Origin of the sequence: Paenibacillus sp. NAIST15-1 (assembly GCF_001894745.1) — a bacterium.
Lineage (GTDB): Bacteria > Bacillota > Bacilli > Paenibacillales > Paenibacillaceae > Paenibacillus_B > Paenibacillus_B suaedae.
This window is the reverse complement of sequence record NZ_BBYF01000020.1, coordinates 26195-39707: the sequence shown is the minus strand read 5'-3', so window position 1 is coordinate 39707 and position 13513 is coordinate 26195. Positions and strand designations below refer to the sequence as shown.

The window sequence follows — 13513 nt, the reverse complement described above, 5'->3', positions numbered from 1 at the left end:
ATAATTTAGGCAAGCAGGAGGGGCAACTAGATGCGTACTATCATTGTTGGGACAAGGCAGAGCGCCTTGGCATTGACGCAGACCGGGCATGTGATTGCGGCGTTGGAGACCATTTGCAAAGAGAACAACCTTCCGTTCCGATTCGAAATTAAGAAGATCGTAACGAAAGGAGATCGCATCCTGGACGTTACCTTGTCCAAGGTAGGCGGAAAAGGGTTGTTCGTGAAGGAGATTGAACAAGCGTTAATGGATAAGGAAGTGGATATCGCGGTTCATAGCATGAAGGACATGCCTTGGGAACTTCAGGATGGACTGACGGTTGGCGCTGTGCCCAAGCGGGAAGATCCAAGAGATTGCTTGATTATGAAGTCTGGCACCTCGATTGAGGATTTGCCCATAGGTGCGAAGGTAGGCACGAGCAGCTTGCGCAGATCTTGTCAATTGCAGGCGCATAGACCGGATTTGCAGATCGAGCCATTGCGCGGCAATATTGATACACGATTGAAGAAGCTAGAGACGGAAGGATTCGATGCAATCGTTCTTGCTGCAGCAGGACTTCATCGGATGGGATGGCAGGATCGTATCACATCCTATTTGCCGACAGAACTGTGTCTCCCAGCGGTAGGGCAAGGGGCATTGGGGATTGAATGCCGTGCAGATGATGAGGAAGTACTGTCGCTGCTTGCGCGTTATCACGATGTAGATACTGCTCGTACCGTTCAGGCGGAGCGGGCATTTTTAGGCCGCTTGAATGGCGGGTGCCAAGTGCCGATCGGAGCGTATGCAGAGCTTCATAACGCAGATGACACGATACGCTTAACTGGTCTTGTCGGATCGGCGGAAGAGAATACGATTTTGAGTGACACAATGGAAGGCGGTCAACCAGAGGAACTTGGTATTGCAGTTGCAGAGCGTCTGCTGGACCGAGGAGCGGAACAAATGCTATCCCAATTAAGGGGCTGATATGAATGGAACGGCATTCCTCTGAAATAGGTATTGTCTATCTGGTAGGCGCAGGGCCAGGTGACGTAGGGTTGATAACGGTCAAAGGCTTGAATTGTCTGCAGGAAGCAGATGTTGTTGTCTATGATCGTCTCTCTAGCCCTCAATTGCTCAGATATATGAAGCAGGGCGCTCGTAAGATCTATGTGGGCAAGCTGCCTGATCGACATGCGATGAAGCAGGCGGATATTAACCAACTGCTTGCTGATCTAGCACAGGAAGGAAACAGGGTCGTTCGCTTAAAGGGGGGCGATCCTTGTGTGTTCGGCAGAGTGGGAGAAGAAGCAGCTGTGCTGAAGCAGCATGGAGTTCCGTATGAGATCGTTCCGGGAGTCACCTCTGCTGTTGCGGTTCCTGCGTATGCGGGCATCCCTGTGACTCACAGGGACTACGCGTCTTCCTTTTGTGTAGTGACTGGACATGAGAACCCGGACAAGCTGGATGAGTTCATCGCGTGGGAGCAGATGACCCAATCTGCTGGAACTTTGCTGTTCCTTATGGGTATCGGCAAGCTGCGTGTAATAGCCGAACGATTGATGAGTCATGGGCGGGCAGCGGATACACCTGTTGCATTAGTGCGCTGGGGAACAAGAGTTGAGCAGCGCACGCTCGTAGGGACTCTAGCGACGATCGCGAATGAAGCAGAGCGTGCTCGCTTCGAGTCGCCGGCAGTCATTGTCGTGGGGGATGTTGTGAAGCTGCGAGAACAGCTAGCTTGGGCAGAGGAGCGACCGCTGTTCGGTAAGAGAGTACTTGTCACGAGGAGCCGTTCGCAGGCTAGCGAGCTTGTTAAGCCCATTGAACAGCTTGGAGGGGAGACGTATGAATATCCCGTCATTGAGATGCGGGCGCCCGTCTCTCTTGGGAAACAGCAAGCGATTCATCAGGCTTTTATCCATGCACAGCAATATCAATGGCTGGTTCTGACGAGTGTGAATGGCGTCAAGTATTGGTTCCAACACTTGCAGGAGCAAGGGCAGGATATTCGCCAATGGGCGAATGTACGAATCGTAACGGTAGGCCCCAAGACTGCTGAAGCGCTTCGCGAATATGGAGTGCAGCCAGATGTATCTGCTGCTCAGTATAGCCAAGAAGGGGTATGGGATGCCCTTCGTCCATTAATCTCGCCAGAAGAGCGCGTGCTTCTTGCACGGGGTGATCTGGCGCGCCCTTGGCTGAAGGAGATGCTGCAGCAGCATGGCCTGCTTGTGGATGAGGTCGATTTGTACGAGACTGTGCTGCCTGAGTACGATGATCCTTATTTAGTGGAATTGCTGGAAGAGAACGCGATTCATCTGATTACGTTTACAAGTTCCTCGACGGTTACGAACCTGATCGCCGCACTCGAACGCATGGGGGTTCCTGACCCTGTAGCGAAGCTTGGTGGCGCTCAAGTGGTGTGCATCGGGGAGATTACAGCGCGCACGGCGCGTGATGCAGGCTTGCAGGTTGCTGCAGTCGCAGAACGATCTACCATTAGCAGTATGGTGGACGAGATGTGCAGACTTAGCAGTGCTGACAAGGCGCATATACACATTCAAGGAGGTTGCTAACATGGTATTTCCAACTACAAGATTACGCCGCCTACGGAAGACGGCAGCTCTCCGCAATATGGTTCGCGAGACTGTATTGACAGTCAATGACTTAATTATGCCTATATTTGTGACGCATGGTACAGGGATTAAGGAAGAGATTAGCTCCATGCCGGGAGTTTATCATTTCTCCCTTGACCGTATGGATGAAGAAATAGACGAAATTGTTCAATTGGGTATACCAGCTATTGTGCTGTTTGGTGTCCCAGCTTCGAAGGATGCTGTCGGAAGCTCTGCATTCGCCACGGATGGAATCGTCCAACAAGCGACAAGACGAATTAAGGCGGCTCACCCTGACCTGCTTATTATTGCGGATACATGTCTATGCCAATATACCGATCATGGGCATTGTGGAATGGTTCATGTGCATGAAGTGAATGGATGCGAGGTAGGCGAGATTGATAATGACGAGTCGCTCGAGTACTTAGTGCGTACGGCGGTGTCTCAAGCAGAAGCGGGGGCTGATATTATAGCGCCATCCAATATGATGGATGGATTCGTGCATGCGATTCGTGCAGGTCTTGATGAGGCAGGTTATCATGATGTGCCAATCATGTCCTATTCGGTGAAGTATGCATCGGCATTCTATGGTCCATTCCGAGATGCGGCTCATTCCGCGCCTCAATTCGGTGATCGCAAGACTTATCAGATGGATCCTGCCAATGTGCGCGAAGCAATTCGTGAAGCAGAAGAGGACGTTCTGGAAGGCGCGGACATGCTTATGGTGAAGCCAGCCATGGCATACATGGATGTTATCCGTGTGATGAAGGATCAATTCGATTTGCCGCTAGTGGCTTACAATGTGAGCGGCGAGTATTCCATGGTGAAGGCAGCGAGCAAGCTTGGATGGGTTGATGAACGTGCTATTGTGAGCGAACTGCTGCTTGGTCTGAAGCGCGCGGGAACAGATATGATTATTACGTATCATGCGAAGGATGCTGCACGTTGGCTGTCTGAGCGAGCGTAACAATTGTTGCAGTGGGGCTTGATTAAAAGAAGCGACTTCTGTATAAATAGCAAACTCCCCGTGGCAAAGGTCGTTGAATGTGCCGACGGGGAGCTTGTCTACCCGATGTATGGAGCTAGCTAACGTAAGGACTCTGGAATAGTCGGGATACGTCCAGCGTGTATTCGGTCGGCTGCAGCGTCAGGATACGCTGATGCTCGAGATCACGAATCACTTGTTCTAATACGTTCCGATGTACGCCAGCAAGACCTGACATGGCATCAGCGTCGAAGGCGGCACGGATGTAGATTTTATCTCCGCGGCGCTCGCCTTGCTGCTGAGCGATGCGAACGATGTTCTTTACGATGCGGCTTGGTGCATCTAAGAACGTTAAGTCATAGACATATCCGTTCGTCGAGCGCAGTCGACCGCATAGTTGAATCATAACCTGCTTCGCAATATCGTAGTGGGCGCGCAGCAGTAAGTGGAAGCTCTCGGATGTGACGGTAAAGAGAACCGTATCCTCTAATGTCTCTGCTGTTGCAGAACGCGGCTTGCCATCAATAAGCGCAAGTTCGCCGAAGTTGTCGCCGCTCTGAAAGACAGAGAGGATCTTCTGCTGGCCTTTCTTGTTGGATGTGTATACTTTGACGGCACCGCGAAATACGATGCAGAATGTGTGCCCTGGATCTCCCTGCTGGAACAAGATCGTATGTGGGGCATACTCCCGGCGGGATGTGATGGACGATACGATTTCCAGCTGTTCATCAGTCAAATCAGAGAACAGTGGGACGCGTTTGAGCAATTCAATCATGACTTTCCCCTCTTTGCCAAGCCGATTTTTTATTAGTGTAACATAGAACAGAGGAATAAATAAGAAGGAGCAACCAACATGTCTGAAAAAAAATCTGGCCGTGTAGACACACGTTCGCAGGCAGCATTTGCAGAAGCAAAGAAATACATACCTGGCGGTGTGAACAGCCCTGTACGCGCATTCAAATCCGTCGGTCTGACACCCGCTTATATTGAACGGGCGGAAGGATCCCGGCTGTATGATATCGATGGCAATGTATTCGTAGATTATGTATGCTCATGGGGACCGCTAATTATGGGTCATGCGCATCCCGAAGTTGTGCGTGCGATCCAAGAGACGGCTGCGAAGGGTACAAGCTTCGGTGCGCCTACGGAGATCGAGACGGCTATGGCGAAACTGGTATGTGAGCGTGTACCTTCCGTAGACATCGTTCGTATGGTGAATTCCGGAACGGAAGCGACGATGAGTGCAATCCGATTGGCGCGCGGTATTACAAAGCGGAGTAAGATTGTGAAATTCGAGGGCTCTTACCATGGTCATGGAGACAGCCTGCTCATCAAGGCTGGTTCGGGTGTAGCGACATTGGGACTACCAGACAGCCCGGGGGTGCCTGAAGGGGTTGCCAGCAATACGATTGCGGTTCCGTATAATGATCTGGAAGCAGTGAAGCTGGCCTTTGATCGCTATGGCGAAGATATTGCCTGTGTCATTGTAGAGCCGGTTGCAGGCAATATGGGGGTTGTACCACCTCAGGAAGGGTTCTTGGAAGGCCTGCGGCATTTGACGGAGCAATATGGAAGTCTGCTTATTTTCGATGAGGTTATGACAGGATTCCGTGTGGGCTACAGCTGTGCGCAAGGGTTGTTTGGCGTCACACCGGACTTGACTTGCTTCGGCAAGGTTATCGGTGGTGGACTGCCAGTAGGTGCATACGGAGGCAAACGCGAGTACATGGAGCAAATTGCACCGAGTGGCCCAATCTATCAAGCAGGTACGCTTAGCGGCAACCCGCTGGCGATGGCTGCCGGTTATACGACATTGTCTTTGCTTACGCCGGAGGTGTATGCGGAACTGGATCGTAAGGGTGCCAAGCTTGAGGCAGGCTTTATCCGCAATGCGCAAGAACTGGGAGTGCCGTGTACAATCAACCGTGTTGGCTCGATGGTATGCCCATTCTTTACGAATGAGCCGGTAACGAATTTTGATACGGCTCGCACGTCCAATCAAGAGCTGTTCCGTACGTACTTTAAGCATCTACTCGATGAAGGGGTTAATGTAGCGCCTTCGCAATTCGAGGGGATGTTTGTGTCGGCGGCTCATACCGATGAGGACATTGAATTTACAATTCAAGCCAACTATGCTGCACTAAAGAAATCAATCTAAGTATATGCAGGCTTGAATATAGGATGGTATGGTCAATCTATACACATAAATAGGACGAATACGAGCCCGGCGATTCCGCGTTAGAAGTGGAGTGCCGGGCTTTGAAATGGATAGGAACGGAGGAGATGCGTCGTGACACGATATTGGAGACGCCAAGGAGAATGGATAGAATTCATGCCCGGCAAAGCTTCGCTTCAAGATGAACAATCTACACTGGCATGGCTGATTAGCGAGCTGCGTTTGCCAAAAAAATTCGTTCATAGAATGAATCATGCGGGAGATATTCGCACTGCAGGAGATAGGCTGCGTGTGAAATGGTTTGTTGCTGAATCGGATGCTTATGAGCCCGCTGACGCACCTGCCGAGGTGTTATATGAAGATGATGCTTGTCTGGTTGTATATAAGCCTGCAGGTATGGCGGTTCATCCAACGACACCCGAGCAGGATAAGAGGCGGGACAGTCTTGCCCATGCAGTGGCATGCCACTATCTATGGACGGGGCAGGCTTCCAAGGTGCTGCATATACATCGCTTAGATGTTGATACAACCGGGCCGGTGCTGTATGCGAAGCAGCCGTGTACACAAGTGATTCTGGATGAGATGATGCGCGAGAAGAAGATTGAGCGCATCTATCATGCGATTGTTCAGGGAACGCTGACGCCGGCTTCTGGAACGGTAGATGCGCCAATAGGGAAGGATCGTCATCATCGCGGCAAATATCGGGTAAGCGATAGCGGAGCTCCTGCGATTACCCACTATGAAACACTGCAGCCCGGCTCAGAGCTGTCCCTCGTGCGCCTAACGCTGGAGACGGGTCGGACACATCAAATTCGGGTGCATATGAGTGCAAAGGGGCATCCGCTTGCGGGAGATACGCAATATGGGGGCGATGGCAAGCTCATTAGCAGACAAGCGCTTCATGGGGAGAGTTTGCGCTTCATCCATCCGCTGTCAGGAGAACAGATTGTTGTAGACGCCCCGTGGCCTGAGGACATGTTGCGCTTGCGGCAAAAAATATAGTCATGCTCCTCTCTTTCCTCCCATATAGATGAAGTAGTGATACGAGTCTGACTTTGCGACTGTAGCTTAACATCGTTGCCATATCGCATGTACGCTGGTCACAAGGGAAGATGGCATATGAACTGCGGGAGGAGGAGCGGTCTGTGAACGAAGAATCATATGGATTGCGCTTTGATATTTATGAACGTGTGCACTTGTCCGACGAAGTGGTCGGCATTGATCAATTGGAAGAAGTGGAGTTGACACCGCACATTCAGGTCATTCCTGCTGGTGACCAGGTGACAGTGCGTGGCAGCTTGCTGCTGGCTGGGGCATATGTAGGTGCTGATGAACTGCGCAGCAGTCATTCGCTTGAGCATTGGATCCCTGTTGAAATCACACTCCCCTTAAATCGGGTGCGCAGCTTGGATGATATTTCGGTCGATATTGAGCACTTCGATGTAGACCTTTTATCAACACGTACATTAAATATTACAGGAATTTTATCGCTGCGCGGCATCTCAATGGAAAGCATAGAGCCAGCGGCTTGGGAGCCGGAGCAATTTACAGTTGTACATCAAACGGAGCTCGAGCACGATGGGGAAGAGCCAGCGTGGCTGCGTGACTACGGTACATATACACCGGCGTTCACGAAATCAGCAGAGCATGTGACTGAAGAAGTTGTAATTGAATCGGAAGTTGCAACTGAATCGGAAGTTGCGACTGAATCGAAAGTAGAAACAGAAGCTGATTATAGAGATTTCAGTCCTGTTAGGGCTTCAGAGGAACAGGAGCAAGAAGAACAAACAGAAGAACAGGCAGAGGAACAGGCAGAGGAACAGATGGAGGATCAGGCAGAAGAAGAGTTGGAAGAGAACTTCGATCGAGCTGCTGAAGACGTGGAGATTCGCGAAGTCGAAGGGGAAAGGATGCTGCCTGCACAAACCGATCATGATGCATTTGATGGAGATACTCCCCAATCTGAACGTATTCCGCTCACATGGAGTGGTTCTCAGTGGGCCAGAGAGACGCGAGATGAGGAAGAGCGGTTAGAGGTTCAGAGTGCCGAGGGGCAAGGCGAAGCAGGGCGAGCGCCGGGCAGAGCAAGTGCTGCCACGGATAGCGCAGAACACGAGCCAGCAGCGAAAATGACTCAGTTGGAGTCTCATTCACCAACCCTCTCGAATGAAGCAAATACGAATGAGCCTGTTGCGAGAAAGGAAAGTGTGCAATCCATCGAAGTAGATGCAGCTGTTCAATCAGAGGGTGAAGGTGAATCGCTCGCCTCGAATCAGGAAGTGGAGCGGGACGATATTGAAGCAGCTGCTCCATTGAATGAGCCGGAGGATGTTCCAGCAGCTGCCAAGCAGGAGATGAAGGTTGCAATCGGCAAGTCGAAAGCGAGCGAGCCGGAAGCAGCGGAACCAGTTGGATTCAGTTCGTTGCTGCAGAAGAAGCGGGAGTCTCAAGAACTGGAACGTATCCAGAAGGAAGAAGAGGCAGCGCAGCTAGCAGCAATGAATGAGGAGACAACTGGTGAGGAAGTAAAGTGGCAGTCGCTATTCCTGCAGCGTATTGATGATGAGCGGGCTTTCAAGAAGGTGCGCTTGTGTATTGTGCAGCGTTCTGAAACACTCGATACAATTGCTGACCGCTATTGCATGAATTCGAGAGAAATTGCGCTCTACAACCGCTTAGCGGAATCGGATATATCCGAAGGGCAAGTTCTGTATATTCCCACCTCGTAACGATATCTCCACTTCCTAATAGATAGGCAAGAAACCCGTATGGCTCAATGAGCGACGGGTTTCTTTGTGTCTGCATGCAGTTGTACAAGAGTACAAGCTTCAATATACATCCCACAAAAATCCAATGAAGATGAGGAATAATACAAATAGCAAAAATACGTCAAATGCTGTTGGCAGAAGCAACGTGCGAACAAATTGCAAGCAAATGATGGGGAAAAGAACCCCTTTAATGGAACCTCGAACACGACACCACCACCGTTCCATGTAAAACACCTCCTATAGTACATGTTATGAAAAATGAAAAACAGGATATGACTAATAGGGAAAGCATTTGTTAGTATCCTTTTGTGCTTCGTCTATTGACTCGCTCGGTATGCGAAGGTACAATATATCGTAAATGTTATTGTTTATTTTTATAAAGATCTGATTGAAAGACTATGAACAGGATTAGTAAGCGATTGGCCCCTTACAGAGAGCAGAGCGACACGGTGCAACGCCTGCAGGATTGTCCCGCGCTGAAGTCACCTGGGAGTTGCCCTTTTGAACGTGTCACGGTAATGTATGAACACGATGTTCATCATGTTCCGGATACGCTAGAATAGGCCGGCCGCAGCCGTTATTTGCAACTGAAGTGCCGCTCACACGATCTGTAAGATGTAAGGATCTGTACTGGGAGCGGAATAAAGGTGGTACCACGGAAGCTAAACCTTTCGTCCTTTGCGGCGTAAGGTTTTTTTATTTGCCTACGTAAGCGAATTGTCCTTGCAAATACCGAGCTATGCGCTTAGAGAAGCATGCATGGATCGAGCAGTATGATTTGCTTCGATTATATAGGCTGAACATTGTCGATTAGATACTCATGATTATGTAACGGAGGGATTTGCTTGGCAGAGAATCAAGAGCAACTGTCTATGCCTACGACGTATGATCCGAAGGCAGCGGAGCAGAAATGGTATGATTTCTGGATGAAAGGCGAGTATTTTAAAGCAGGTGAACGCAAGGATGCTGAACCATTCACAATCGTAATCCCGCCTCCGAACGTTACGGGTATGCTGCATATTGGTCATGCACTTGACTTTACATTGCAGGATATTTTGATTCGTTTCAAGCGGATGCAAGGATATGATGCTTTGTGGCTTCCAGGTTCTGACCATGCAGGTATTGCAACGCAGACGAAGGTAGAGCAGAAGCTGCGCGAAGAAGGAATCACACGCTATGATCTTGGGCGTGAAGCATTCTTGGAGCGTGTATGGGATTGGAAAGAGTTGTATGCGAATACGATTCGTGAGCAATGGGCGAAGATGGGACTGTCATTGGACTTCTCCCGTGAGCGCTTTACGCTGGACGAGGGTCTGTCTCGTGCGGTTCGCCAAGTATTCGTGAAGCTCTATGAGAAAGGTCTCATCTACCGCGGTAAGTATATTATCAACTGGGATCCGGCAGCACGTACGGCATTGTCTGATATCGAAGTTGAATATAAGGAAGTGCAGGGGCATCTCTATCACCTGCAATATCCTCTGAAGGATGGCAGCGGCACAATCACTGTGGCGACAACACGTCCAGAGACGATGCTTGGCGATACAGCAGTAGCTGTACACCCTAAGGATGAGCGCTATAAGCATATGATTGGCAAAATGCTGGTACTGCCGATTGTTGGCAGAGAGATTCCGGTCATTGCTGATGATTATGTAGATAAAGACTTCGGAAGTGGTGCGGTTAAGATTACGCCAGCCCATGATCCGAATGACTTCGAAATGGGACTCCGCCATCAACTGCCGCAAATTACGGTAATGGATGAGTCCGGTAAAATGAACGAGCTGGCTGGTCAATATCAAGGGCTTGATCGTGCAGATTGCCGCAAGCAGATCGTGAAGGATTTGCAAGAACAAGGCGTGCTGATCAAGATTGAAGATCATGTGCATCAAGTTGGTCACAGCGAGCGCAGCGGCGCAGTTGTAGAGCCGTATTTGTCTACGCAATGGTTCGTGAAGATGAAGCCGCTCGCGGAGCGTGCAATCGAAGCACAGAAGTCTGGCAAAGGTGTTAATTTTGTGCCTGATCGCTTCGAGAAGACATATTTGCATTGGATTGAGAATGTACGCGACTGGTGTATTTCCCGCCAGCTATGGTGGGGACATCGCATCCCTGCATGGTACTGTGAGGATTGCGGACACATTCATGTTGCAGAAGAAGACGCGGCTGCATGTACGTCATGCGGAAGCAACCACTTGAAGCAGGATGAAGATGTACTCGATACATGGTTCAGCTCTGCATTGTGGCCGTTCTCCACACTTGGATGGCCAGAACAGACAGAAGATCTGAAGCGCTACTATCCAACGAATGTGCTCGTTACAGGCTATGACATCATTTACTTCTGGGTATCCCGCATGATCTTTACGGCGTTGGAATTTACAGACGAAATTCCGTTCAAGGATGTGCTGATGCACGGCTTGGTGCGTGATGCTGATGGTAAGAAAATGTCCAAATCGCTTGGGAATGGTGTCGATCCGCTTGAAGTTATCGAGAAGTACGGTGCTGATGCAATGCGCTTCATGATTTCGACGAGCAGTACACCAGGCCAAGACTTGCGCTTCCGCTGGGAACGTGTAGAACAGGCTCGCAATTTTGCCAATAAGATTTGGAATGCATCCCGTTTCGCTCTGATGAACTTGGAAGGGTTCACTTATGCGGATATCGACATCACAGGCGAATTGGGCACAGCTGACCGCTGGATTCTCCACCGTATGAACGAGACTGCCCGCGAAATTACTCGCTTGATGGATGCCTATGAGTTCGGCGAAACAGGCCGTGTACTCAATAACTTCATCTGGGACGATCTGTGCGATTGGTATATTGAATTTGCGAAGCTTAGCTTGTATGGCTCGAATGAGCAAGCGAAGAAGAAGACGCAATCCGTTCTGGCTTACGTGCTTGACCGTACAATGCGCATGATCCATCCGTTCATGCCGTACATCTCAGAGGAAATTTGGCAGCATCTGCCGCACTCCGGCGAGACGGTAACACTTGCGGAATGGCCAGTATACCGTGCTGAATTCGAAGCGCCTGAGGCGGTTCGCGAGATGACACTTCTTATGGATATGATTCGCGCAGTACGCAATATTCGTGCTGAAGTGAACGTTCCGATGAGCAAGAAGGTAGAATTGATTGTGAAGCCGACTGATCGTATGGTAGAAGCGAACATTACGAACAACCTTGAGTTCGTGGAACGCTTCTGCGGTACTTCGAAGCTGGAGGTAAGCATAGAAGCTGCTGCTCCGAACAAAGCGATGACCGCTATTGTGACAGGAGCCGAGTTGTACTTGCCGCTCGCTGGCCTTCTTGACATTGATCAGGAGATTGCACGTCTTCAAAAAGAAGTCGAGCACCTGAACAAAGAAGTGGAGCGTGTCGATAAGAAGCTTGCTAATCAAGGTTTCATCGCGAAGGCGCCTGCTTCGGTCATTGATGAAGAGCGTGCCAAGCAGCGTGATTACAGTGAGAAGAGAGACAAAGTACTGGCGCGTATTACCGAATTGAAAGAAGCGTAATCAACCTGTGCGATATGTACGACCGATCCGGACGTGAGCGCTGTCTCATGCCGGTTCGGTCGTTTAATGACATCTGATAAAGGATGAGGAACTATGCCTACGACAAGCGAGACGGAAGCAACCGATTTTCCTTTTGTTCGGGTAGAAGACGCAATTGATTGGATTAATTCTTTAATTCCTTTTGGAATCCGTCCTGGATTGGATCGGATCGAACTGTTGATGGAGCGGTTAGGTTCTCCGCACCGTCGCTTGAAGTTCATTCATGTTGCGGGCACAAATGGTAAAGGCTCGACCTGTGCGATGTTAACAAGTGTCTTGCTTGCTAACGGATATGATGTCGGCACATTTACTTCTCCTTATATTGAGAAGTATACGAATCGTTTAAAGTACAACAACGAGGACATTCCTGAAGATACGCTGCTTCAACTTGTGAACAAGCTGAAGCCGTTGGTGGATGAAATCGCACAAACGCCGCTCGGTTCGCCGACGACGTTTGAAGTATCAACTGCGCTCGCCATTATGTACTATGCGACAGTGACGTTCCCGGATGTCGTCGTATGGGAAACAGGACTTGGCGGACGGCTTGATGTAACGAACATCGTGACGCCGATCGTATCGATTATTACGAATATCGGCCATGATCACATGGACATACTTGGGGATACGATTGAGAAGATTGCTGCCGAGAAAGCAGGAATTATTAAACCAGGGGTGCCAGCGGTGACGACGGTGGAGCAGCCAGAAGCGCTTGAAGTGATTAAGCAGGCTGCTGAGAAAAACCAATCTACGCTGTATGTCATGAACGAACAGTTCCGGGTGGAACTGCTCCATGCGATTGAAAATGAACAGAACTTCACATTCTTCGGCCCATTCCGTTCGATGGAAGGAATGTCGCTCACGATGAACGGAGCACATCAGTTGAAGAATGCGGCCGCCTCATTAATGGCGCTTGAAGTGCTGCGACAATATATGGCTTTCATGCTAGAGGATGCTACCACGCAAGAAGGACTGAAGCGTGCAGCATGGCCAGGGCGCTTAGAGATGGTATGCGAGAAGCCTCGCATGCTGCTCGATGGAGCGCATAATCCGGAGGGGGCAGCGACGCTTGCACAAGCGCTGCGCGATACGTACCGGTATGAACGGCTTCATATTATGATGGGTATGCTGTCGACAAAGCATCATCCCGATGTTCTACGACATATACTACCTTTAGCAGATACCGTTATTTTTACAGAACCAGATTTCCGCAAGAAGATGGATGCGGAGAGCTTGAAACATATTGCCGAGCAAGTGATGGAGGGCGAGGGCGATATACAATGTCCAACCATTCTTGTAGAGCCGGATTGGCATAAGGCTTTGGAACAGCTACAAGCGATGACAGAGCCAGGAGATTTAGCAGTAGTTACGGGGACATTATATCTGATTGCAGACGTGCGTTCTTTCGTTCTGCATCGGACCGAATCTGAAAAGGGTTGGTGAGT

The 13513-nt window shown here is 50.0% G+C and carries 10 protein-coding genes and 1 other annotated feature; of the genes, 8 read left to right on the top strand and 2 right to left on the bottom strand.

Features of this window, described 5'->3' with window-relative positions:
* Positions 1-30: 30 nt before the first annotated feature.
* The 3 genes from hemC to hemB are packed head-to-tail and all read left to right on the top strand — an operon-like array spanning position 31 to position 3561.
* Positions 31-963, top strand: a complete 933-nt coding sequence (hemC, locus tag PBN151_RS26475) for a hydroxymethylbilane synthase (RefSeq protein ID WP_072731591.1) — start codon at positions 31-33, stop codon at positions 961-963.
* Positions 964-968: 5 nt separating this feature from the next.
* Positions 969-2555 carry a uroporphyrinogen-III C-methyltransferase gene (cobA, locus tag PBN151_RS26470; RefSeq protein WP_072731589.1) on the top strand — a complete coding sequence of 529 codons (1587 nt, stop codon included), beginning with the start codon at positions 969-971 and terminating at the stop codon, positions 2553-2555.
* A gap of 1 nt (position 2556) precedes the next feature.
* Positions 2557-3561, top strand: coding sequence for a porphobilinogen synthase (gene hemB / locus PBN151_RS26465; RefSeq protein WP_072731587.1), 1005 nt, complete (start codon positions 2557-2559; stop codon positions 3559-3561).
* A 115-nt stretch (positions 3562-3676) separates the two neighbouring features.
* Here the strand turns inward: hemB and PBN151_RS26460 are convergent, their stop codons facing one another.
* Positions 3677-4354 carry a Crp/Fnr family transcriptional regulator gene (locus PBN151_RS26460; RefSeq protein ID WP_021252320.1) on the bottom strand — a complete coding sequence of 226 codons (678 nt, stop codon included), beginning with the start codon at positions 4352-4354 and terminating at the stop codon, positions 3677-3679.
* 78 nt (positions 4355-4432) lie between these two features.
* On the opposite strand from PBN151_RS26460, the gene hemL reads away from it, so the two are divergent.
* The 3 genes from hemL to PBN151_RS26445 all read left to right on the top strand — a co-directional run bounded on the left by hemL (position 4433) and on the right by PBN151_RS26445 (position 8484).
* Positions 4433-5737 (top strand): glutamate-1-semialdehyde 2,1-aminomutase, encoded by a 1305-nt coding sequence (hemL, locus tag PBN151_RS26455; protein WP_072731586.1) that lies wholly within the window; start codon positions 4433-4435, stop codon positions 5735-5737.
* Positions 5738-5869: 132 nt separating this feature from the next.
* Entirely contained in the window at positions 5870-6757 is an 888-nt protein-coding gene (locus PBN151_RS26450) for an RluA family pseudouridine synthase (RefSeq protein WP_139295429.1), read from the top strand.
* Positions 6758-6900: 143 nt separating this feature from the next.
* Positions 6901-8484: a LysM peptidoglycan-binding domain-containing protein gene (locus tag PBN151_RS26445; RefSeq protein ID WP_072731584.1), complete on the top strand. Its 1584-nt coding sequence runs from the start codon at positions 6901-6903 to the stop codon at positions 8482-8484.
* A gap of 99 nt (positions 8485-8583) precedes the next feature.
* Here the strand turns inward: PBN151_RS26445 and PBN151_RS31555 are convergent, their stop codons facing one another.
* Positions 8584-8748, bottom strand: a complete 165-nt coding sequence (locus PBN151_RS31555) for a hypothetical protein (RefSeq protein ID WP_162833933.1) — start codon at positions 8746-8748, stop codon at positions 8584-8586.
* A gap of 164 nt (positions 8749-8912) precedes the next feature.
* Positions 8913-9205, top strand: a binding site (T-box leader).
* Positions 9206-9395: 190 nt separating this feature from the next.
* On the opposite strand from PBN151_RS31555, the gene PBN151_RS26440 reads away from it, so the two are divergent.
* Entirely contained in the window at positions 9396-12032 is a 2637-nt protein-coding gene (locus PBN151_RS26440; RefSeq protein WP_175560807.1) for a valine--tRNA ligase, read from the top strand.
* 93 nt (positions 12033-12125) lie between these two features.
* A complete protein-coding gene (locus PBN151_RS26435) occupies positions 12126-13511 on the top strand; it encodes a bifunctional folylpolyglutamate synthase/dihydrofolate synthase (protein WP_072731581.1) in 1386 nt (461 codons plus the stop codon).
* Positions 13512-13513 lie beyond the last annotated feature (2 nt).